This is a genomic window from Agrobacterium tumefaciens (assembly GCF_017726655.1).
GTDB classification, from domain to species: domain Bacteria; phylum Pseudomonadota; class Alphaproteobacteria; order Rhizobiales; family Rhizobiaceae; genus Agrobacterium; species Agrobacterium tumefaciens_B.
In genome coordinates, this window is the sequence record NZ_CP072309.1 from 645,790 (window position 1) to 668,188 (window position 22,399).

Below are 22,399 nucleotides of genomic sequence, written 5' to 3' on the forward strand. Positions count from 1 at the left end.
GTGCCGCCCATGAGTGGGTTTCCTTTGTGGATCAGGCTTATACTGCCCAGCAGGAGCAGCCCAAGGCACCGAAGAAACCTTTGAGATCGGCAATCGGCAGTTTCGATGTCCAGGCACCGGCATGGTCATGACCATGGACACCGCAATCGCTGGCGCAGCCGCAGGTGGAGATGGCCGTGCGGCGCAGCGAGCGGGCGCCCGCGCCATCCGGTTCACCCCAGGCTGCATAGCCGCCGAACTTGCGCACTGGCGACCAATCGGGCATGGCCGGCGGAATATTGCTTTCGTCCAGTGCCTTGAAGTCGCCGGCGCCATAGACGATCTTGCCACCCACCATGGTCAGTTCCGAGGTGAGGAAGGAGATTTCGTCTTCCGCGCAGGAGAAGAAGTCCTTGTCCGGCACCACGAGATCGGCGAACTGGCCCTTCTCGATGCGCCCCTTCTTGCCTTCTTCGTTGGAGAACCAGGTGACGTTTTCCGTCCACATGCGCAGCGCCGTTTCGCGGTCGAGACAATTGGCGCGCGGATAAAGCTGCATGCCGCCGACTGTCTTGCCGGTTACCATCCAGAACAGCGACACCCACGGATTATAGGAGGCGACCCGCGTTGCGTCCGTTCCGGCCGAAACGTTCACACCCTTGTCGAGCATGCGCCGGATCGGTGGTGTGGCTTCAGCTACCCCCTGGCCATAACGCTCGACGAAATATTCGCCCTGATAGGCCATGCGGTGCTGGGTGGCGATGCCGCCGCCAAGCGCAGAAATACGGTCGATGGAGCGATCGGAGATGGTTTCAGCATGGTCGAAGAACCAGTTAAGCCCTGCGAGCGGGATATCACGATTGACCTTTTCAAAGACATCCAGCGCCCGCGAAATGGTCTCGTCATAGGTGGCATGCAGACGCCAGGGCCAGCGGTTTTCCGCGAGTATCCGGACAACATCTTCAAGCTCGCCTTCCATCTCCGGCGGCATATCGGGCCGCGGCTGACGAAAATCCTCGAAATCGGCCGCGGAAAAGACGAGCATTTCACCCGCACCATTATGCCGGAAATAATCGTTGCCCTGCTTGTATTTGACCGACTGCGTCCAGTTGAGGAAGTCTTCCTTTTCCTGTTTCGGCTTCTGCGTGAAGAGGTTGTAGGCCAGCCGAACTGTCATCTGGTTCTCATCCGACAGCTTCTGGATTACCTCGTAATCATCAGGATAGTTCTGGAAGCCGCCGCCGGCGTCGATCACGCCGGTCACACCCAGCCGGTTCAGCTCGCGCATGAAATGGCGGGTGGAATTGACCTGATAGTCGAGCGGCAGCTTCGGCCCTTTGGCAAGCGTCGAATAGAGAATGCCGGCATTCGGCTTGGCGAGCAGCAGGCCTGTGGGATTGCCGTTGGCATCGCGGGTGATCTCGCCGCCGGGCGGGTTCGGCGTATCCCTGGTGTAGCCAACAGCGCGAAGGGCGGCACCGTTCAGCAGCGCCCGGTCATAGAGATGCAGAAGGAACACCGGCGTATCCGGCGCCACCGCATTGATCTCTTCGATGGTCGGCAGACGCTTTTCGACGAATTGGTGCTCGGTAAAACCGCCAACGACGCGCACCCATTGCGGAGCTGGCGTTATCGCGACCTGGCGTTTCAGCATGTCCATGGCATCTGCAAGCGAGCGCACGCCGTCCCAGCGCAGTTCCATATTGAAGTTCAGCCCCCCACGCACGACGTGAGTGTGGTTGTCGATCAGACCGGGCAGCACGCGCTTGCCCTTGAGATCGATGATCTGCGTTTCCGGCCCGGCAAGGGCCATGACCTCGGCATCGCTTCCCACCTCGAGAAACAGGCCATCCTTGATCGCGACTGCCGTTGCATTCGGATTGCCACGATCAAGTGTCGTGACGCGGCCATTGTGAAGGATGGTATCTGGATGCATGGACGAAGCTCCGCTCTTGATGGGATCAGCGGCCTTAGCCGGTGAAAACAGATTCGAAAAGGCGAGACTGGATGCCGCGCCGAGGAAAGTGCGTCGTGTCGGCATCAGCTTTTCTCCCGGTTGATGGTCTGTTTGACTTCGGCAAGGTCGGATGCTTCAGCGCCACCTCTGGGCATATGGCCGAACATATGCGGTTTGATCTGGTTGATCCAGGAGACTGCAGACGGTTCTTTGCCGACAATCGTCTTCGCGAAAGGTATGATCTGCTCTCCAACCAGAATGCCGAGCAGACCGACGAGCGCGATGACGGGCGGCGCGGGGGAGCGCACGTTGAGCAAGCTGTAAACAATGCCGACCAACAGGCCGGCGCCAAGTGACAGAAGATAGACTTTCATGGAAACCTCCTCGACAGGTTGAAGCCGCACCGGCTGGATGATGATCCTGCCGGCGCGGTCGGTTGAAAGCTTATTTCTTGGCCGGGTTCGGGCCGATGCGCTTGCCGTGTTTGACACGCTCTGCACCGCCATGGACATGGGTGACGGCATAATCGATGCCCATGCCGTACGCGCCGGAATGTTCCTTCACCAGCGACGTCACGGCGTCGTAGGTTTCCTTGTGTGCCCAGTCGCGCTGCCATTCGAGCAGCACCTGCTGCCAAGTGACGGGAATGACACCGGCCTGAACCATGCGGTCCATCGCATATTTGTGGGCGTCGGACGAAGTGCCGCCGGAAGCATCGGCGACCATGTAGATCTCATAATCTGGAACATCATGCAGGGCCGAGAGCGCAAAGGTCGTGTTGCACACTTCCGTCCAAAGACCGGAGACGACGATCTTCTTGCGGCCATTGGCGGCATTCTTCGCCAGCGCATCGCGGACGTTCTGGTCGTCCCAGGAGTTCATGGAGGTGCGCTCAAGGATGTCGTTCTCCGGGTAGACAGCCAGTAGTTCAGGGAACGTGTTGCCGGAGAAGCTTTCCGTTTCCACCGTGGTGATTGTCGTCGGGATGTTGAAGATTTTTGCCGCCTTGGCGAGACCTACGACATTGTTCTTCAGGGTCTGGCGATCGATCGACTGCACGCCGAAAGCCATTTGTGGCTGCTGGTCGATGAAGATGAGCTGGCTGTTGGCGGGAGTAAGGACTTCGAGTTTGGACATGGTGGTTCTCCGTTCAGGTGGTGATTGCCGATCGACGGCGGTGAAATTGACAGGGCTTCGCCGGTCGACTGCCCGGCAGGGGCAGACGCTTCAAAAACTTGGAGCCAAGTTGGTCAGTGGAGGCGGATCAGAGACCCGCTTTATGCCGCAAGAGGCGTGAGGTTCGCCTCGATCTGGTTGCGGAAAGGCTCGTACTGGGTCGGCAGCTTCAGCGCTTCGCCCAGATGCGCGGTATCCTCGTCGCGGTCGAAACCCGGTTCATTCGTAGCGATTTCGAACAGGATGCCGCCCGGTGTGCGGAAGTAGATCGCCCAGAAGTAGTCGCGGTCTATGACTGGGGTTACGTGATAGCCCGTATCCATCAGCGCCTTGCGCACCTCCAGCTGCTTTTCACGGTTTTCGACCGCAAAAGCGATGTGGTGGACTGAACCGGCACCGGGCCGCGCAAACGGCGTCTTCGGCAGAGCTGCAAGATCGATCGTATCGGCCCCGTTGCCGCCGGGAATGACAAAGCGCGTCACATCGCCTTCTGCATCGGCGCGCTCATATCCCATGAAGCGAAGCAGTTCCTCGGTTGCGGCCGTGTCGTTGAGATTAAACCTTGCGCCGGTGAAGCCGCGTATGGCGTGGTCTTCAGAGATGCCCTCGGCAAGCCATGGAGCGCGGGCATCATTGTCCGTCTCGATCAGCGCGAGGCCGTCGCCATCCGGACCAGTGAAGCGCAGACGCTGCGCACCGAAGACCGTGTCAGCCTGGAGGCCGGCAGTGCCCTTGGCAATCAGTCGATCTTTCCAGAAGCCGAGCGAACCCTTGGGAACGGAAAACTGGGTCTCGCCCACTTCGCCAACGCCCGGACGGCCGGCCATCATGTTGGCGAAGGGAAAGTAGGTCATCACCGTGCCGGGGGTTCCCGTTTCGTCACCGTAATAAAGGTGATAGACGCTCGGCTCATCGAAGTTGACGGTTTTCTTGACCCTGCGCAGGCCGAGCGTATCGGTGAAAAAGCTGTTGTTCTGCCGCGCATCCGACGCCATCGAGGTAACGTGGTGCAGGCCCTTGATATCCTTGATCATCATCGGCGCCTTTCGTGGTCGCTGTGTTTGTTTCGATGGAGAGAGATGTAACCCACTTGATTGCATCGCGGAATTGCAATATTTCTGTCGAATGAATTGCGATTTTTGAAATAATGGCGATGAACGATTATAAGGCACTGAAAACCTTCCTGATGGCGGCCGAAAAACGCAACTTTGCGCAGGTCGCCCGTGAGCTGGGCATGACAGCAGCGGCCGTCACACGCGCGATTGCAGCGCTTGAAGATGATCTTGGCGTACAATTATTCGTCCGCACCACCCGTCAGGTATCTCTCACGACGGACGGCGCCATCTTCGCCGCACAAATCCAGCCCGCGGTCGAGGCTTTGGAGAATGCCCGGCGCGATGTTCGCAACGCCCACAAGGCCGACGAAGGACGCCTGCGGATCAGCGCGCCTACATGGCTCGGCAAGACGGTGCTGCCGCCGATCCTGTCGGGTTTCCGGGAACTCTATCCAAAAATGTGTTTTGAAATCTCGCTGTCGGATGGCCTCGTCAACATTGTGGACGATGACTACGATCTGGCGATCCGTATCTCGTCCGCCCCATCGGACAAATTCACCATCTGGCGCAAGATCAGGGCGGTGCCGCGCATCCTGGTGGCGGCCCCGGGAAGCCGGTTCGAACAGATGAGGCATCCGGCCGAACTGACGCCGGACGATTGCCTTGCCTATAGTGGGGAGAGTCGGCGGGAGAACTGGGTTCTGTCGGACGGTGGATCGAGCATTACGATCACGGCGGGTCGTGCCTTCAGCGCCAATAGCGGCGAAGTCCTGGCCGACATGGCCGCGGATGGCGCAGGTGTCGCCTTGCTGCCGGGCTTCAACATCGCACAGCATATCCACAGTGGCCGCCTCGTCCATGTGCTGCCCGGCTGGACGCCGCCGGAACTCTGGCTGACCCTTTATTATCCGCCCTATCAGGCCCTGCCGCCCCGCATTGCAACATTCTCGAAATTTTTCGAAGAGCAATTGCCGTCCCACATGGTGACGCTGGGTTAACACCCAGGAACAGCCTGCTTTTCCGTAGGAACGCGCCTCCTGGAACGCTCGAAGCGTGCCGGGCGCGCTTTGAGGTGGCGCATCCATTAGCCGGAGCTGTCAACCACAGCACTGTTCGACGCGTTAAAAAGGCGATACGCAATTTAGTTCGCACCAACATCAATATATTATTCTTATCTCATATTATTTATAAATAACATTAAATAACATTCTTGCTATATCCGCACAACCTTACATATATCATACGCGTAGACGAACTCAATATATACGCTATCTTAAGAATAACTCGCTTCCATTTAAATATTAACTGGGACTTAAATATTAAGCTGATATGAAACTGTTGCCGCGGGAATAATGAGCGGCGAAAATTATTGAGCGGCATTCGCACAAACTAGCGTGGAAAATCCGGGCCACATTTCCGGCTCGAATTGCATGATGCCTTTCCAGCACAGGTTCGCATGAGCCATGTTCTCCCTAACTTCGCTTTATTTGCGGGTGCCGGACGATTGCCGTCGTGGGCAATGTCTGGCGGCAGATAGGCGTGACCAGTCGCCATCCGGTAAAGGACACGTTCATGACGTCTATTCTCTCATCTTTGTCTGCTGCGCAGATTTCAAAGCTATCCACATCGACAATTGCGAGCCTGAGCTCAGCAGACGTGCAAGCCCTTGATAGCACCAAGATCAAAGCCCTTTCAGCGTCTCAGATCGCCTCTTTGAGCACGGACAATCTTGCTCTTTTCAGCTCCGAAGGCATCCGGGCCATTTCGGCAAGCGCGTTCAAGGGACTGACACTCACCCAGATCGCAAAACTTAGCACCACTCAGGTCAGCAACCTGTCCTCTTCTCAGGTAATGGCACTTTATGCCAGCCAGATTGATGCGATGTCGACCGACCAGATCAAGGCGCTCACCTCGTCACAGGTCGCGGGGCTCGGCGCATTATCGCTGCCTCAGATCAGTGCGCTCAACGCCGTGCACGCAGCGGCGCTTGACGGAGACGATCTCATGGCGTTTTCCAAAGAGCAGATCATCAGCTTGAGTTCGAGTGCCGTCTCCGGCTTGAGCACCGGCACGCTCGCAGCCCTGAAGGCATCTCAAGCGTCAGCCTTCACACCGGGCCAGGTCGGAGGCATGACGACCGCGCGGGTTTCCGCGCTGAACAGCGCCAAAACCACGAACAGTTCGGTGCAGGATATCGCCTCCTTCATCTCGACGGCGGCGCAGACATCAGCGGCCCAGCCCACCACATCGGGTGCTTCCGCATCACCGATGGCTTCCAGCGAGAGGCAGACGTCGGCAGACGTTGCTGCGACCATCCTGGCCTACCTCAACGTCTGAGCGTTGCAACGTCGCTCAGGTGAGGTCATGAAGGGCCTTGCCGAGTGGAGGCTCGACACGGAACTCAGAAAATTGGACCTCAAGCCCCTCGCGTTCCGGTGTGCAACACATGGGGCCGACCTGATAGGACTGCGCTTTCGGGAAGGGGCAAAGTTTCAGAAGCGGCCACCGGAGCCCGTCCGCGGATGTCTGGATACGCAGCACGCCGTCAGCAACAGTGACGCGGAGATAGAGATCGGATGGGTCCCCGGCATAGGTCGTGGTCGACCAGTCGGAACGACCAAGCGTCAGGACATTGCCGATGCAGGCGGCACCGTCCGACAGCTCGATACCCGCTTTGATCCAGTGCCGCTCATCAATGCGAACCATGATGCCCGCCTGATCATAGAGTTCCTCATAACGCGCCTCTATCCGCAACGACGCCGTAAAATCGCCCTGACATTGCATGCCGAAGAAATGGCCGCTGTCGCGCGTGAAACCGTAATAGGTCTCGCGCCAGAAATCAGAGCCCTTGTTGGTCGTAACGTTGAGGGCATGATCGTCAAGCGACCATTGCTGCGGTTCATTGTGCCAGACACAACTCTTGAACATGGGCATCCTATTCTCATTCGAAGGGACGGACGTTATATGTGACCTGTAAGGTCCTTACCAGCGGACAGATATATGCGTTATTTTACAGCGCGCGGATCAAACTGCCGGTTTGACAAGGCCCTTTTGGAGATCAAGCATGATCTGGATGAATGCAGCGACCGAACGACCTCTCGCCGCTTCCCTCATCAAAGACGCACTCGCCGCGGTGCTTCATGTAGATACGAACGCTATCGAAGTGGTGTATGATATTTCGCAGGCACAGGGTAAGGCGGTGCTGTGCATAATCCACGAAGGTGACGGGTCGGACTTCTCGCAGACGATATCGGTCTATCTCGACCAACGTCTGGCGCCACCCAGCCTTTTGAAAGGCGGCTCCTTGATCGCTGCATTCACAAAGACAGCGATGCTGTTGCCGGACGACGACACGGCGGACCCGTATTCATTCGTTCTCGCCGGTGGCTCGGGTACGAACGAAAAGGCCCTCGTCGATCCGGATCAGCTAGACCACGGCGGTCGTTATGTCATCGTGCCGCATCACCTTCGCCAAGGGTGATGGCGCGGTTAGATCGTCCAGTCATTGCCGATTGCAGAGAACGCATCCATTGGCGTGCTTGATGATGCCGTGTTTCTGGCAGCGTTCGAAGTCGACGGTGAACGATGAAATCGTCTCGTTGGCGGGAATATCTTCCGGTGTGAATGCGGCCAGCAATGTCTGAAAGCAGTGCAGGCAAGGCATCAGCAATTGTTCATTTGGCAGATAGTCAAGCTTTTCCCACCCCGTCTTCGATTTCGCCGCCTTGATCATGCGGAAAAAGAACGTCCGATCCGCGGCATAATCAGCGATACTCCATGGGATTTGAGCGATATCGAAGCCCGCCGCGCCTATACCGAGAATCGTTTGATCTCTCGAGGCTATCCAGGCCGTCAGCGCCTGCTCCCGAACCGTCTGAGCCAGAGACGACCCCGCGAGAACAAGGACGTCGATGAAGACCGCGGCAAGGCCATTGGACATCCGGACATCCGGACATCCGGTAAATCTGGTCTCGCTTCATAAGTTATACGATTTGCCATGAGGGTGGATGCCCGACGATTTACGGCGAAAATGGGTGTGAGACAGAAAAGAAAGACGCACGGCCTTGGCTTAAGACTTGGTTCTACCGCGAGGCGGAAACCGAGGGAAGCCTTTCCGAAAAGATGTTCAACACTCGCCCGATCTTCAATCCGGTTGATCCGAAGACTTCCTATCAGCCGGCGAAACCCGCATAAAAAAGGAGCCGGTCAAAGACCGCCCCCCCTTAATTGAAGCATCTTTATCCTGGTCCGGTCCGGTCCGATCAGGCGGGCCGCTCCTCCCCCGCATTCGGTCTCCACGTAATCAACTTCTTCTCTGCCACATCGAGAATGAGGTCGATGATGAGAACGAAGACCGCGAGGATGATGATGCCGGCGAAGACGCCGACGGCATCGAAGTTGCCTTCCGAGCGGGCAATCAGGTAGCCGAGGCCGGCGGATGCGCCGAGATATTCACCGATGATCGCGCCAACCACCGCAAAGCCGACGGATGTGCGAAGCGATGACAGGATCCAGCTGGCCGCTGCCGGGAAATAGACGTGGCGCAGCAGATCCGAGCGCTTGGCACCCAGAATACGCGTATTCGAAAGCACGACCGGGTTCACTTCGCGCACACCCTGCATGGCGTTGAAGAAGGTGACGAAGAAAACCAGCGTGACGGCAAGGGCAACTTTCGACCAAAGGCCAAGCCCGAGCCAGAGCACGAAGATCGGGGCTAGAACGACACGGGGAATAGCGTTCACGGCCTTGATGAACGGATCAAGCACACGGGCGACGAAGGGGCTGAGGCCGAGCCAGACGCCAGCACCGACGCCGAGACCGGTGCCGATGACATAGCCAAGCACCGTCTCGCTGAGCGTGATGCCGACGTGTTTATAAAACCCTGTGTCGGCGACCCAGGCGATGACCTGTTTGACGATATCATAGGGCGCCGGGAAGAAGAAGCGATCGATGGCGCCTGACGAAACACCGAGCTGCCATCCGCCCAAGAGAACGACCAGGAGAACAACCTGGATGATACGAACATTAACGGCTTGCATAGCTTTTCTCCACTTCGCCACGCAGGGACGCCCAGATATCGCGGTAGAGCGTCATGAATTTAGGATCGAGTTTGATTTCGGCGACGTTGCGGGGCCGTTCGAGATCGACGGGGAAACTCTCGATAACGCGGCTCTTCGGGCCGGCGGCGAGGACGACGACGCGATCGCCGAGAGCAATTGCCTCTTCCAGATCGTGGGTGATCATCACCACCGCGCGCCGGTCTTCCTGCCAGAGCCGCAGCAATTCGTTCTGCATCAGGTGGCGCGTGTGAATGTCCAGGGCCGAGAAGGGCTCATCCATGAGGATAACCTTTGGCTCGGTGATCAGCGCCTGCGCCATCTGCACGCGTTTGCGCTGGCCGCCTGAGAGCTGGTGCGGGAAACGGTCGCCAAAACCTTTCAGTCCAACCTTTTCGAGCCAGGCCGTTACCTTGGCGCGACGTTCCTCTTCGGCGACGCCCCGGAATAGCAGCCCCAGTTCCACGTTCTGATATGCCGTCTTCCAGGGAAGAAGGGCATCCTGCTGGAACAGGTAGCCGATATTATTCTGCACGCCCTGAACGGCGGCGCCATCGATAGAAACCTTGCCCTGTGCGGGCTTCAGCAGGCCGGCGATGGCGTTGAGGATGGTGGATTTTCCGCAACCCGTTGGACCGACGATGGAGAGAAACTCCCCATCGCCAACCTTGAGATTGACATTCTGGACGGCAACGAAGGCACCAAATGCCATCGTCACGTCATCGATTGCGACCATTGGCTGGGGTTTGAGTTCCGGCACGGGCTCTAGCTTTCTCGCTGGCGAAGACATCGCAGATCCTCAGTTTCCGCCCTTCGAAGCCGCGGCCTCGACGAACTTGTTGGTGTAGGTGGTGTTGAGATCGATGGTCGCCTTGGCAACCGCGTCGTTGAAGCTTTTCAGAACCGCAAGCGGCGTTTCGAGGTCGGCAGGCTCGAACTTTCCGTCTTCGGAGAAGATCGCTTTCGCCGCTTCGACGGCCTTGATGTAGGTCTGCTTGTCGCCGGACACGAAATCATCGGGGAGCTTCGCGACGATTTCTTCCGCCGAATGCTGCTTCATCCAGTGCAGCGCGCGAACCGTCGCGTTGGTGACCTTTTGGATCACCTCGGGATTGGCATCGATATATTCTTGTGTCGCGTAGAGGACCGACGTTGGATAGATGCCGCCATAGACGTCCTTCGCGCCCTGATCGCTGCGGGCATCGATGAGGATCTTGCCAAGTCCGCGCTCCACAACGATGGTCGCGGCAGGGTCGTAGTTGACGAGCAGATCAATCTTGCCCTGCTGCAGTGCCGCCACGGCCGCAGCGCCCGAGCCGACACCGATGATGGAGATATCGTTGTCGCTGAGATTGTGCTGCTTCATGTAGTAGCGAATGAAGAAGTCCGACGAAGAACCGGGCGAAGTGATGCCCACTTTCTTGCCCTTGATCGTTTCAGGCTTGGCCGGGTCGAAATCGGTGTCGTTCTTACCGGCGAGAACCAGACCGGAATTGCGCGCCAGCTGCACGAAGCCAACAACGTGCTTGTTCTGCGACTGCATCTGGATCGTATGGTCATAGAACCCGACGGCGACGTCGGTGGAGCCGGCCACGAGTGCCTGAAGCACCTTGGAGCCGCCCTGGGCGAAGTTCTCGGTGGTGACATCCAGCCCCTCTTCCTTGTAGAAGCCGAGGCTCGCCGCCACCGGGAAAGGCAGGTTATTGAGGTTATAGGAACCTACGCTCATCCTGACGGATTCGGCATTGGCAGATGCTGCCAGCGCACAGAGCGCTGCTGTTGCAAGCAAAAATTTACGCATGAGGGTCTCCTCCCTGTTTCATGTTTTGTCTCAATATGGCTGTATTTAAGCTGCGTCTTCAATTGCAGCGATGGGTTTGGCAAAGGCAAAGCCTTCAAAAAGTCTGCGGGCGGTTCTGACGAGGCCAGCCGTTATTGTGCCATTGCGCATTTCCAGCTGAACATCGAGCCGGCCGGCCGGATGTTCGATACGGACGAGTGCGGGCACGGACAGTCCTCCAGCCACATCATAGGCAACAGACCCTGGCGTCACCGCGGCGGTCGCGATGCCGACAGCGCCTGTCGTCGCAAGCGCGGGATGGCAATCATTCGGCATGAAATATCGGACCGAAAGCGTGCCGCCTTTGCGCGCAGGCGCGATCAGCACCGGCTTTGGAATCACCATGTCCGTCACGTCGCCCATGCCCATCAGCTTACCGGCTTCGACACGAATGCGGCTCATCCGCTCGATAAGATCGCGGTTGTCGGTAAGTGCCTGTGGTTGCTCATAACCGGTGACGCCAAGATCGGCGGCGCGCATAAGCACCATCGGAATGGCGCAATCGATTGCCGTCACCGCCACGCCGTCGATCATGTCGACAGCATTGCCCGTCGGCAGCAACTTACCGGTTTTCGCACCGGCAGCATCCATGAAGGTCAGCGCGATCGGCGCGGCAAGCCCCGGTACGCCATCGATCGAAGCGTCACCGAGATAAATCACCTCGCGGCCGCGCGTCGGGACTTTCGCCTCGATCAGCTTACCGGTGTTCACGTTGTGAATGCGCACCAGCGTGTCGTTGCCCTTGGCCTCGACAAGTCCCGCCTCGATTGCGAAGGGGCCGACAGCTGCCAGCATGTTTCCGCAATTTGGCGAGTAATCGACATATTGCCGATCGGTGCGAACCTGCGCAAAAAGATAATCAATATCGGCGCCTTTGACCGTGGAGGGACCGATGATGGCCACTTTCGACGTTACCGGATTTCCACCGCCAATGCCGTCGATCTGCAGGGGGTGGCCTGAACCCATGATGGAGAGCAGGGCCGCGTCCCGTTGAGCTTGATCACGGGGCAGATCGGAAGCGAGAAAGAACGGTCCACGCGATGTTCCGCCGCGCATCAGCACACAGGGTATCTTGAGCAGATCGTTCATAAGGGTAGCCTCAGTATTGCGTTAGGCGGATCAATGCGCCGAGTTGTTGCAATATGGGGAAAGAAGTGTAATCTGTTAAATGCAATGTTCGGAGGTATTATTGCAAAATGAGCATTAATTGCGAAATTCTCGATTTACGGGCTTTTCAAGCGGTGGTTGAGCTCGAAAGCTTTCACCGGGCGGCCGACGCCTTGCATATTTCGCAGCCGGCGCTGACGCGCCGCATTCAAAAACTTGAGCAGGCAATCGGGGCACCGCTTCTGGAACGTACGACCCGACATGTAGCCCCCACTGCCATGGGACAGGAAGTCATGCCGCTCGTTCGGCGTATGCTCGAGGAATTTGACGGATCGCTTTTTGCGATGAAGGATGGTGCGCAACGGCGCGGCCTTATCACCATGGCCTGCGTTCCTACGGCCGCCTTCTATTTTTTGCCAACGGTTATCAAGACGTTCAGCCAGCAATATCCGCATATCAGGCTGCGGATCAGAGACTTGACGGCGAATGAGGGCCTTCAGGCGGTCGCAAGAGGCGAGGTGGAATTTGGCATCAACCTGATGGGCAACTCCGACCCGGAGCTATCATTCGAACCGCTGATCGATGATCCTTTCGTCCTTGCGATGCGGAAAGATCATCCGTTGGCGGCTTTTGAGACCATTGAGTGGAGCCAACTCGAGCCTCACCCGCTGGTCGTCGTCGACCGCTCCAGCGGCAACAGGACGCTGCTCGACGGAGCCCTTGCGAGACACAATCTAAAGCTGAACTGGTTCTACGAAGTCACGCACCTGAACACGTCGCTCGGGCTCGTCGAAGCCGGGCTCGGGATTTCGGTCCTGCCGCGACTGGCAACGCCACAGGACGATCACCCTTTTTTGATCACGCGACCGATCGTCAACCCAGTAGTCTCGCGCACGATCGGTATCGTCCAAAGACGAAGCGGTGCCCTTTCGCCCGCCGCCGAAAAATTCGTAACGATGCTGCTGGAAACCTGGAAAACGCAGTGATGAGCAGATATCCGGACGGAAACCATACTAATCTGACTGGGCACCGACGCCCGATACCGCCGCGACCGACGCCTTGATCGCCGATGCATGTGCCGGTGTCCCCGCCCTGGAGAAAAACACGATATCGGCAGGCGGCAAAGCCGGCAGCCCCTAACTCCCCGTCCCTATCAGGCAAAACACGGACGCTGATATCGCCGAGAGGGCGACGCCGCTCCCGTTAAAATTCCGTCATGAACCGCCGAACAGCTTCCGGCGGTAAACGCATCGCTGCTCTCTCGTTCAACGAACTATAGCTTGGCGATCAAGGTGATGGACAGCAGCAATTCGGTGGGAAGACGCTGGACGACGCAAATGTGAAGCTCTTGCCTCAACTTCAGTAGCTCTGAAACGGCTAAGAACGGGATGACCCAAGGCTAGCTCAACCGCGTTAGTCGCCTCAAAATGCCTAACGATGACTTTCAATTTCCTCGCCTCAGTCATAAGCAACAAATTGTGACACAAAGACGAAATTCCCCTTGTCAGCCCCGCCATTGATGTTTATGAGGAGCGCGCAACGCAAGCGTTCGCGCATGCGGAGAGGTGGCAGAGTGGTCGAATGCACCGCACTCGAAATGCGGCATACCTGCAAGGGTATCGTGGGTTCGAATCCCACCCTCTCCGCCATAATGCACTGATCCATTATTAAAATGTTAGAATTTTTGGGCGACGGGCGTTGATGCCGTCCAAAGGCATTATCAACCTTCAGTCCATCGCACGTTCGGCATTCAACTGCCTGACAAAATAGCAAAGTCCCGAGTCGTATTACGGAAAAAGAACGACTAATAAGAAAATAAATCTCCAATTTGACGAAGGAAAGCAATTGGATTTGGATTAGTCTGCCGGGGTTCTTGGGTTCGAATATCATCAAGAGATCGTAGAGGCCGGCCCGAGAGCCTACGACGGCTCAATGATCGCCGTCGGCCATGACCGTGTCTTTCCGGAGGGGTCGGTATCAGCCGGCAGTTTGATCTGCGCGAACAAAGCCGGACATGAGAATGGCCGCGCTTTTTCAAACGCGGCCGTCTGTGAAATCAACGGTTGAAACGCTCTATCGCGAGAGAGACTTTGCAGCCTCATCTATGACGTTGGCGACCTTCTCCGGCTGAGAGGCGAAAACGGCGTGGCTTGCAGCAATCTGTTTATCGGCGCCATGACCCGAGCTGCTGCAAAGCGGCAGTTGCGTCTTCCCGCGGACACCACCGTCGATGCAGAAGTGGATCTCGGAACGACAGAGGGCGAATTCTTCCTTCAGGCCCGTCTGGAAGTCAGCCTGCCGGGCATGGACCGGGAAACCGCGCGAGCTATCATCCATGACCCACGTCAGATCTGCTCCTTTTCGAAGGCGACGCGGGGGAATATCAATGTCGAACTCCGCGTGATCTAGGAGCATCGACATGCGGTTTCTCTTCGTTCTGCTCACGAGCGCGTCGCTATTTGCAGCCCCATGCGTTTATGACCCGACATCGAGTGAATCTTCGGCTCTCGCCGGGCTTGTCGGCGTGATGACCAAGGGCTGAACGATAGTAAGGAACGGTCTGCTGGCCGTTCCACCTCACTCTTGCATGGCTCTTATAGCGAGCGGTTGGAAGCGCTTGTCGGCAGAGACGTTTTGGTCGCTCAATTATTGAAGGATCGGAGTCGCTGGCGCCTATCCGCGTAGCTATTGATCGCCGTGTTAATTTGCAGTGTCCCGTCGAACCCGCTTGATGATTATCGACGCCTTCGAACTCAAGTTCCTGCAACCGCAGGCCCCGGCGTCTCTACCGCGGGTTCTAAATTTTATTGACTGACCTGTCCATAATTGATGGATCGCTTGCATGGCAAGACCGAGAGAATTCGACCGCGATGCGGCACTCGAAAAAGCGTTGAGGGTGTTCTGGGCGAAAGGTTTCGCGGCGACGTCCACGGATGATCTGCGAGAAGCGATGGGAATAGGCCGCCAGAGTCTCTACGGCGCGTTTGGCGACAAGCGAAAGCTATATCTTGAGGCGCTGGATGCGTACCAGCAGAGAACGACCTCCGCACATCTCAAGCGGCTGTCCGCCGGTAACCCGATAGAAGGAATCAAGAACTTGCTGTCAGGTCTTGTCGCCGAAGAAGATGAAGAGCGAGCGCTTGGATGCATGGGCGTTGGATCGGTTGGCGAGTTTGGCGTGACGGATGCCGAGCTCAATGAACGCAGAAATGTCTTTGGCGAGCTGCTTTCCCGAGAAATCACGGCGAGAATTCGGGAAGGGCAGCAACAGGGAAGTATAGCCCCGAAACTCGATCCAGGCGAGGCCGCAGCATTCGTGCTGATGACGATGAACGGTCTCCAAGTTGCAGCACGCGGCGGAGCATCGAGCACGCACCTCAAAGCGATGGCCCGCTTCGCGACGGAGCGGCTCAAGAACTAAAAGCCTGCCCCACAGGGCGGGATTTTGCTTTTCTAATTATGGACTAATCTGTCAAAAATGGAGATAAACATGACGATAAATTAACGAAAGACCGCACTTGTATTCGGCGGCGCGCGCGGCATTGGCGCGGCGTCTGTACGTAGGTTAGCCAAGGACGGCTTCGACGTTGCGTTCACCTACGTGTCGCGAGCCGACAGTGCCTCCGAGCTGGCTTCGTCGATCCAGGCGCCAGGACGCAAGGTCATCGCAATTCAAGCTGACAGTGCTAATCCCGACGCGATCAGCGAGGCCGTCCGCACCGCGGTGGATGAACTCGGCCCACTTGATGTCGTCGTTGTGAACGCCGGCATCCTGCGCATCAATACGGTGGACGCGGCTGCTCTCGAAGAACTCGACCTCATGATCGACGTCAACATCCGCGGTGTCTTCCTTGCGATCCAAGCCGCGGTTGCACAGATGAAGGATGGCGGCCGAGTGGTCACGATCGGTTCCAATACGGCTGAGAGAACTGGCTTTCAGGGCAGCAGCGTCTATCAGTTCACGAAGGCCGCGGTCGCGGCCATGGTAAAGGGACTGGCGCTCGATCTCGCTCCGAGACGGATCACCGTCAACAACGTTCAGCCCGGACCGACGAATACGGATATGAACACCGGGTCGATCGAATTTCTCACCGACCGCAGTCCGTTGAAAAGAGTCGCCGATCCCGCAGAGATCGCCGAACTTGTGTCATATCTCGCCGGTCCGGGATCTTCCTACATGACCGGGTCAAGCCTGACGATCGATGGAGGATGGGTGCTTTAATCCTTCTCATGTGGACGAGTTCGACACGCATTTTTTTAACGCAGCCGTCATCGTTTGGCGGTTGCAGGGCAAGCCATCGGCAAAAGCGGCGGTGCACCCGATGAAGCCCGATCCGGCGCTTTGGCCCCCGGCCGACTTCGACGCCGATGGCTTTCGCCCACTCTGTGCGTGGTATTTGAACGACGCGGCCAATATCGCCTATGCCCGCCGCGCGCCGAGCGGCGGTCAGATCTTGAAGCCCGTGATGTTGTTGAATGGCGAGTACGACCAGATCAACACCATCAATGGCAATCGCTATGGCGACCCGATGTGCGCGGCCTACACGGACCTGACGATTGTAAACCTGCTTGGAGCACATTGGCTGCCGCTGGAGCGCAAGCGGGAACTTGTCCAGGCAATGCGAACGTGGCCGCAGGACAAGAACCTGTCTGCAACGCGACCGTGAGTTTGGACACGTGAATTTGCCAGAGCATCCAAATCACGGCCACTGATATCGCCGAAGCTGTTTGCTGAATTGTCAGGCGTGGCGCTCATGGTCCGGGGCTTACCTACCTAAGAAAGAGGGATCCTCGCAGGGGACCGCGTCACAGGATTGACGCTTCTAAGGAGAACCTAACTCGGCGGACTGCTTAACGGCGTAAACCTAAAACACCGAGGAATCTGTGCAAAGATGTCGTTCACGATCATCAATTGCGTCACGCCAGGATTTTGCAATGTTGCGCCAATAAGAACAAGGTAGGGCAAACGGTTCATGGCAGAAATTGGCAGAATCCAATCCCCTCACCGAAGGCGATGCGAGGTTTGATCGTTGAGAGTATTAATTGTCGAAGACGAAACAGAATTCGCAAATGCCTTGCGGGTTGCGCTTGAGCGAGAGCGCTTCGTTGTCGATCAGGCGGACTGCATCTCGATGGCGCAGGAGGCAGCCATGTCCGGATCCTATGATCTTGTCTTGCTTGATCGTACTCTCCCGGACGGGGATGGGTTGTCGCTCCTGCCAGTACTGCGGGAAACCCACCCCGGCCTTCCGGTGATCGTGTTAAGCGCACGCGGCGAGGTGACAGACCGCATTGCCGGCCTCGACAACGGCGCTGATGATTATCTTATCAAGCCGTTCGATGTAGACGAGATGTTTGCCCGCATTCGCGCGGTTCGAAGGCGTCCCGCGGATCTTGCGAGCGAGGAAATCCATGTCGGAGCGCTTGTTTTCGACGTCACGAACGATGAGGCCAGCGTCGGGGGTGTGAGGCTGGATCTTACCCGCCGGGAGTTGCGCGTTTTAGCTTCGCTCGTAAGACGTCGTGGTAGAACGGTATTGAGAGAGGCCTTGGAACAGGCCGTTTTCGGTTTCGACGACGAGGTGCAGTCGAATACGCTGGACTCCCACATCTCCCGTCTCCGCCGCAAGCTCGCTGAAGCGAACGCGGGGATCGAAATCCATGCGATCAAGGGTGTCGGCTACCTGTTGAAGGATCTGACATGAAGCGAGGTCAGCCGTCGCTAAAGCGCCCCCTGATCGTCAAGCCGCTGATCTTCCAGCTTGCGACACTGCTCATCGCTTGCACATTCTTCATGGCTCTGGCGCTTCGCATGGACAGCGGCGGGCTCTATACCGACGAGGCGATCACCCCGGTGATCGCGCGCGCAATCGTCCGGGATCAGGGTGGTGGGCTCTCGATCCGCGAAACAGCCGAGCTCGCCGAGCTTCGTGATAAATCTCCCGACCTCTGGTTCGTTGCCGAGGACGATGTCGGCGGGAACGTGACGTTCGGCGACATCCCTTCGCAATATTCATCGCTTCTGGGCCAATTGAAGGATCTGTCCTATGCGCATCTGCGCGATCGCAATCCCCCGTATCGATTGTCAGCAGTCATCCGGCGCGAGATCGCTCCGGCAGGAACGCTGACGATCCTGGGACATGGCAAGCTGACAGGCGTCAGTCTTATCGTTCTGCTCGCGTCGAATGTCATTGTCATTCCCATCTTCCTCGCACTCGCGCTGATCTCGCTGTACGTGACGCCCTGGATCGTGCGGCAAGCACTTGCAGGCGTATCCAGGATCGCCAGGGAAGCTGAGCAGATCGATGCAAACCGGCGTGGGCGACGCCTGAGCGAGGAGCACGTGCCGAGTGAGATCGCGCCATTGGTGCGCGCGGTGAATGACGCCCTTCGACGGCTTGACGAGGGCTATGAACGGCAGCGGCGTTTCATCGCCTCCGCCGCGCACGAATTGCGCACGCCCATCGCCATCCTGCGCTTGAAAATTGATACGGCGACCGAGCCAGCGACACGCAAGCTAAGCGCCGATGTGGCACGCCTGAGCAATCTTGCCGAGCAAATGCTTGACATACAGCGCTTGGATGCCGAACGGGCCGACGAACGCGTCGATCTAGGAGATCTCGCCCGTCGCGTCGCCGCGGATCTGGCACCGCTATTTATTGCCTCGGTGCGCACGATAGAGGTGCAGATCGAAGGCGCGTCAGTGCTTCGTGGTGACGCGGGTGCGATCGAGCGGGTAATGACGAACCTTGTCCAGAACGCGATCGAGCACGGCGGGCACCATGTCATTTTGCGCGTGACAGGTTCCGGCTTCGAGGTTCAGGACGACGGTCCGGGCATACCCCCTGAGGAGCGCGATCGCGTCTTCGAACCCTTCCACCGCCTGAGACCACGGTCGACGGGAAGCGGCCTCGGCCTGAACCTGGTGCAGCAAATCATTGAGCGACACGATGGCAGAGTTTCGATCCTGAGCGCGCCCGGCGGCGGAACCATTATGCGTGCCGAATTCGGCTTGCAGTGACACATTTTCAACGCTGCATACCAGACGTTATGGAGAACCTATGGACGAGAAGACTTGCACCTTGCCAACGCCCGAGCAACGGGAATTTCTCGAAATCCGCGAAGCTGCAGAGCAAACGATGCTGGAGACCGTTTTCAAAGCAATCGATGAGGCGGCGGCCGAAGTTTCGAAAAGACTCGAACAGTCGGGTCTTCAATTCGAGCCAACCAGCAAAGACTATTTCCTGTTCACGGTTCAGCAAGTTGCCTTCATCCGCCTCTGCGGCGGCGATCCGCGTACGATGCAAGGCGGTGATCCGGAGCTGGGGCAACGGATCGTCAACAATGGCCAGCATATCATCGACCACTACTGGCGAAGCGGCAAGGACTAGAGTCCTCAGCCGGTTGCGGACACTTTAACACTGGCAGATTTGCATGTCTTTGCGCTGACATGAGCTTCTCTGGCGCGTCTAATTCCTCCTGCCCACCCCAACGATCCTGGATTTAGAGGTTTCGGAATTGGATCATTTAGCGCGCGACAGCCACGCTCGGCCGCCAGTGCGGCTGATCGCTGCAGGATCGTACGGTGGGAAGCTTTCCAGCAAGCATTTTATTTCCCGGTCCCATGTTCTCGCAATCTTGCCCTGTTTTTCTACCGCCGTCGCCAATGACGGCGCCGAAAGGAGACCAAGGACATGATAAGACACAGCCCGAGCAGTCGGCATAGAGCTATCTTGATCGCACTCGCCACGCTTCTGAGCGCTGGGATCACGGACACCGCATCCGCTATCGATTGGGGACGCGAAGCGCACCGGGAGGATAGTAGAACCTGCGAAAGTTTCGGCGCGGTTCACGGCAGGGAATACACAAGATGTATGATTGAACAGCAGCGCCGCCGCGACGATGCCTTACTCAATGCTTCCGAGCAGCAGCGCAACAACGCCGAAGCTGCGCGCAACAATGTGGAGACCGTCCGCAGGATGCGCTGCAACCGTGAAGCAGAGCGGGCGCGCCAACGCGGGGAGCGGCCACAATGGTGCCGTTGATCTCCCGGCGACGCTTCGGCAAAGCAATCTGCGCGCTCGCTGTTATGGCGGGCACGCAGAGAACTGGTTCGGCGGCAGAAGACAAGGCGAGCGTTCCTTCGCCGCATCCTGATGCCAAACCGATCGTTTATCCCCAGACAAAGCGCGATACGGTCGTCGAGACGCAGTTCGGTGTGTCGGTGCCTGATCCTTATCGGTGGCTCGAGGGCGAGCCTCGCACCGACGCGGATGTCGCTTCCTGGATCGACACGCAGCGGCGCTTCACGACGCAGCATCTTTCCCACCTTCCTGCACGCGACGTGTTCCGCCGTTCGCTCGTCTCGACCTTTGACTATGAACGCGTCGGCATCCCGCAGAGGAGCGGGGGCCGCTATTTCTTTACGCGGAGAGCCGGGGGCCAGAACCAGCCCCTGCTGGTCATGCGTGATGCTGCCGGCCAAGAGCGCATTCTGCTTGATCCCGCGACATGGTCGACGGATGGCACCGTCGCGTTCGCGGAATGGAGAGCATCGCGGGACGGGAAACGCGTAGCTTATGCCGTTCAGGACGGTGGCAGCGACTGGCGCACCATCCGCGTCCTCGATGTGGCAACCGGCAAGGAGACGAGCGACGTTGTGCAATGGGCTCGCATGACGCAGATCGCATGGGCAAATGACGGATCGGGATTTTATTACTCGCGATACCCGGAGCCAAAGCCCGAAGTTTCGGACACCACCGGCCTTATCAACCATGCGATCTACTTCCATCGGATCGGTACGCCCCAGGCGGACGATACGCTGTTCTTCGCAACGCCGTCGAAACCCGCGAGGGTCAATTCCGCTGGGCTCACCCCCGACGGCCGTTACATGATCATCTATTCGACCGACGACCTGGTCCATGCAGATGTCTCGGTGGTCGACCTGGACCAGAGGGACCAATCACCTCGGACTTTGATTGAAAATTCGCCTGATCGGTGGTCTGTCATCGGCAATGTCGGGACAAAACTTCTGCTGAAGGCCACCAAGGGACCAGAGAGATCGAAGATCGTCAGCGTTGATCTCGCCAGTTCGGAGCCCGTCTTCATCGACGTCGTGCCCGAGCAGGACGCGCACTTGACCGGCGCATACATCGTTGGAGATCGCATACTGGCGATCTATTTCGTCGATGTAAAATTCGAGATGCGTCGGCTCCGGCTCGATGGAAGTCCCGACGGTGTTGTGAAACTGCCCGGCATGGGTAGCGTGCACGCTGTTTCTGGCGAACCGGGCAATCGAGAAGCCTTCATCCTCTATGGGAGCTTCAACCAGGCCGAGACCGTCTACAAATACGACGTCGAGACCGGACAGCTGGTTGCCTGGGTAGAGCCCGCGATCGGCGCGGATCTGGCGTCGGTCACTGTCGAACAGCGCTTCTTCCATTCAAAGGATGGCACGCGCGTGCCGATGTTCATCGCGCGCCGGAAGGACACGGTCGGCCCGGTCCCGAACCTTCTGACCGGCTACGGCGCATTTGGGCTCATGATGCCACCGGCTTATTCCGCGATGCTGACGCCATGGATATTGCAGGGCGGCGCGGTCGCTTTCCCCAACATACGTGGCGGCGGCGAATACGGCACGACGTGGCACGAGGCAGGACGCGGCCTGAAGAAACAAAACGGCTTTGATGATATGATCGCCGCAGCCGAATATCTGCACGCGAGCAAGATTGCGCCGCCAAATGGGATTGCGATCTACGGCGATTCCGCCGGCGGCTTGATGGTCGGTGCGGTCGTCAACCAGCGTCCGGACCTGTTTGGGGCGGCTCTGCCAAGCGTCGGCGTCATGGATATGCTGCGCTTCGACAGGTTCACCGGCGGCGCGTTATGGCTCGGCGAATACGGCAATCCTGCCCGCGAGGAGGACTTCCGCAATCTGCTGTCGTACTCGCCGTATCACAACGTCAAGCCGGGCAGGCACTATCCGGCGATCCTGGTAACGACGGGTGAAGCAGATAATCGCGTGGTGCCGACCCATAGCTTCAAATATATCGCCGCGCTGCAGGCCCTTGATCTCGGGCCGCGCCCACGGCTACTGCGGGTCGACACCGGGGCGGGCCACGGCATGGGCAAGCCGACGACCAAGGTAATCGAGGAGGCAGCCGACATGCTGGCGTTTGCAGCTCATTGGACGGGTCTCGAAATAAGAAGGTAAGGACTGGCCCTAAGA

General features: G+C 57.9%; 21 protein-coding genes, 1 tRNA gene and 3 pseudogenes. 14 read left to right on the forward strand and 11 right to left on the reverse strand.

The window, feature by feature from the left end:
* Window positions 1-37: 37 nt before the first annotated feature.
* The 4 genes from AT6N2_RS17085 to AT6N2_RS17100 all read right to left on the reverse strand — a co-directional run bounded on the left by AT6N2_RS17085 (window position 38) and on the right by AT6N2_RS17100 (window position 4,146).
* Window positions 38-2,020 carry an amidohydrolase gene (locus AT6N2_RS17085; RefSeq protein WP_063947066.1) on the reverse strand — a complete coding sequence of 661 codons (1,983 nt, stop codon included), beginning with the start codon at window positions 2,018-2,020 and terminating at the stop codon, window positions 38-40.
* A complete protein-coding gene (locus AT6N2_RS17090) occupies window positions 2,020-2,310 on the reverse strand; it encodes a XapX domain-containing protein (RefSeq protein WP_063947065.1) in 291 nt (96 codons plus the stop codon). The genes AT6N2_RS17085 and AT6N2_RS17090 overlap by 1 nt, the downstream gene beginning before the upstream one ends.
* A gap of 70 nt (window positions 2,311-2,380) precedes the next feature.
* Entirely contained in the window at window positions 2,381-3,073 is a 693-nt protein-coding gene (locus AT6N2_RS17095) for a hydrolase (protein WP_063947064.1), read from the reverse strand.
* A gap of 140 nt (window positions 3,074-3,213) precedes the next feature.
* Complete coding sequence (locus AT6N2_RS17100) at window positions 3,214-4,146, reverse strand: ring-cleaving dioxygenase (RefSeq protein ID WP_063947246.1); 933 nt, start codon at window positions 4,144-4,146, stop codon at window positions 3,214-3,216.
* Window positions 4,147-4,265: 119 nt separating this feature from the next.
* Here AT6N2_RS17100 and AT6N2_RS17105 point away from each other — a divergent pair, with 119 nt between their 5' ends.
* Both AT6N2_RS17105 and AT6N2_RS17110 read left to right on the forward strand, forming a co-directional pair.
* A complete protein-coding gene (locus AT6N2_RS17105) occupies window positions 4,266-5,165 on the forward strand; it encodes a LysR family transcriptional regulator (RefSeq protein ID WP_063947063.1) in 900 nt (299 codons plus the stop codon).
* Between the two features lie 514 nt (window positions 5,166-5,679).
* Window positions 5,680-6,504 carry a hypothetical protein gene (locus AT6N2_RS17110; RefSeq protein ID WP_209090365.1) on the forward strand — a complete coding sequence of 275 codons (825 nt, stop codon included), beginning with the start codon at window positions 5,680-5,682 and terminating at the stop codon, window positions 6,502-6,504.
* A gap of 15 nt (window positions 6,505-6,519) precedes the next feature.
* On the opposite strand, the gene AT6N2_RS17115 is transcribed toward AT6N2_RS17110, so the two are convergent.
* Window positions 6,520-7,095 carry a DUF1349 domain-containing protein gene (locus tag AT6N2_RS17115; protein ID WP_063947245.1) on the reverse strand — a complete coding sequence of 192 codons (576 nt, stop codon included), beginning with the start codon at window positions 7,093-7,095 and terminating at the stop codon, window positions 6,520-6,522.
* Between the two features lie 136 nt (window positions 7,096-7,231).
* Here AT6N2_RS17115 and AT6N2_RS17120 point away from each other — a divergent pair, with 136 nt between their 5' ends.
* Entirely contained in the window at window positions 7,232-7,648 is a 417-nt protein-coding gene (locus tag AT6N2_RS17120; RefSeq protein ID WP_233282518.1) for a hypothetical protein, read from the forward strand.
* Between the two features lie 21 nt (window positions 7,649-7,669).
* Here AT6N2_RS17120 and AT6N2_RS17125 read toward each other — a convergent pair whose 3' ends face one another.
* The 5 genes from AT6N2_RS17125 to AT6N2_RS17145 all read right to left on the reverse strand — a co-directional run bounded on the left by AT6N2_RS17125 (window position 7,670) and on the right by AT6N2_RS17145 (window position 12,153).
* Window positions 7,670-8,107 carry a hypothetical protein gene (locus AT6N2_RS17125; protein ID WP_209090367.1) on the reverse strand — a complete coding sequence of 146 codons (438 nt, stop codon included), beginning with the start codon at window positions 8,105-8,107 and terminating at the stop codon, window positions 7,670-7,672.
* Between the two features lie 322 nt (window positions 8,108-8,429).
* Complete coding sequence (locus tag AT6N2_RS17130) at window positions 8,430-9,206, reverse strand: ABC transporter permease (protein WP_063947060.1); 777 nt, start codon at window positions 9,204-9,206, stop codon at window positions 8,430-8,432.
* On the reverse strand, window positions 9,193-10,014 hold the full coding sequence (locus AT6N2_RS17135; protein ID WP_209090369.1) for an ABC transporter ATP-binding protein: 822 nt from the start codon (window positions 10,012-10,014) through the stop codon (window positions 9,193-9,195). Before AT6N2_RS17135 ends, AT6N2_RS17130 begins: the two co-directional genes overlap by 14 nt.
* Window positions 10,015-10,023: 9 nt before the next feature.
* Window positions 10,024-11,025 (reverse strand): ABC transporter substrate-binding protein, encoded by a 1,002-nt coding sequence (locus tag AT6N2_RS17140; RefSeq protein WP_063947058.1) that lies wholly within the window; start codon window positions 11,023-11,025, stop codon window positions 10,024-10,026.
* A gap of 45 nt (window positions 11,026-11,070) precedes the next feature.
* Window positions 11,071-12,153 carry a 4-oxalomesaconate tautomerase gene (locus AT6N2_RS17145; RefSeq protein WP_063947057.1) on the reverse strand — a complete coding sequence of 361 codons (1,083 nt, stop codon included), beginning with the start codon at window positions 12,151-12,153 and terminating at the stop codon, window positions 11,071-11,073.
* A gap of 107 nt (window positions 12,154-12,260) precedes the next feature.
* On the opposite strand from AT6N2_RS17145, the gene AT6N2_RS17150 reads away from it, so the two are divergent.
* On the forward strand, window positions 12,261-13,157 hold the full coding sequence (locus AT6N2_RS17150) for a LysR family transcriptional regulator (protein ID WP_063947056.1): 897 nt from the start codon (window positions 12,261-12,263) through the stop codon (window positions 13,155-13,157).
* Window positions 13,158-13,730: 573 nt separating this feature from the next.
* A tRNA-Ser gene (locus AT6N2_RS17155) sits at window positions 13,731-13,820 on the forward strand.
* 424 nt (window positions 13,821-14,244) lie between these two features.
* Here AT6N2_RS17155 and AT6N2_RS24180 read toward each other — a convergent pair.
* Window positions 14,245-14,334 (reverse strand): annotated as a pseudogene (locus AT6N2_RS24180) (alpha/beta hydrolase); the annotation flags it as partial.
* Between AT6N2_RS24180 and AT6N2_RS17160 the strand changes: the two are divergent.
* From AT6N2_RS17160 to AT6N2_RS17200, 9 genes and pseudogenes are all read left to right on the forward strand, one after another.
* A pseudogene (locus tag AT6N2_RS17160) lies at window positions 14,326-14,580 on the forward strand (peroxiredoxin); the annotation flags it as partial. The pseudogenes AT6N2_RS24180 and AT6N2_RS17160 sit on opposite strands and share 9 nt — an antisense overlap.
* Window positions 14,581-15,013: 433 nt before the next feature.
* A complete protein-coding gene (locus tag AT6N2_RS17165; protein ID WP_209090371.1) occupies window positions 15,014-15,592 on the forward strand; it encodes a TetR/AcrR family transcriptional regulator in 579 nt (192 codons plus the stop codon).
* An 84-nt stretch (window positions 15,593-15,676) separates the two neighbouring features.
* Window positions 15,677-16,393, forward strand: a pseudogene (locus AT6N2_RS17170) (SDR family NAD(P)-dependent oxidoreductase); the annotation flags it as partial.
* Window positions 16,394-16,403: 10 nt separating this feature from the next.
* Complete coding sequence (locus AT6N2_RS17175) at window positions 16,404-16,838, forward strand: hypothetical protein (RefSeq protein ID WP_063947461.1); 435 nt, start codon at window positions 16,404-16,406, stop codon at window positions 16,836-16,838.
* Between the two features lie 363 nt (window positions 16,839-17,201).
* Window positions 17,202-17,876: a response regulator gene (locus AT6N2_RS17180; protein WP_209090373.1), complete on the forward strand. Its 675-nt coding sequence runs from the start codon at window positions 17,202-17,204 to the stop codon at window positions 17,874-17,876.
* The gene (locus tag AT6N2_RS17185) at window positions 17,873-19,192 is read left to right on the forward strand and encodes a sensor histidine kinase (RefSeq protein ID WP_209090375.1); all 1,320 of its coding nucleotides are present in this window, start codon (window positions 17,873-17,875) and stop codon (window positions 19,190-19,192) included. The genes AT6N2_RS17180 and AT6N2_RS17185 overlap by 4 nt, the downstream gene beginning before the upstream one ends.
* Window positions 19,193-19,232: 40 nt before the next feature.
* On the forward strand, window positions 19,233-19,562 hold the full coding sequence (locus AT6N2_RS17190) for a hypothetical protein (RefSeq protein ID WP_209090377.1): 330 nt from the start codon (window positions 19,233-19,235) through the stop codon (window positions 19,560-19,562).
* A 342-nt stretch (window positions 19,563-19,904) separates the two neighbouring features.
* A complete protein-coding gene (locus AT6N2_RS17195; protein WP_144578624.1) occupies window positions 19,905-20,216 on the forward strand; it encodes a hypothetical protein in 312 nt (103 codons plus the stop codon).
* A complete protein-coding gene (locus tag AT6N2_RS17200) occupies window positions 20,204-22,384 on the forward strand; it encodes a prolyl oligopeptidase family serine peptidase (RefSeq protein WP_209090379.1) in 2,181 nt (726 codons plus the stop codon). Before AT6N2_RS17195 ends, AT6N2_RS17200 begins: the two co-directional genes overlap by 13 nt.
* Window positions 22,385-22,399 lie beyond the last annotated feature (15 nt).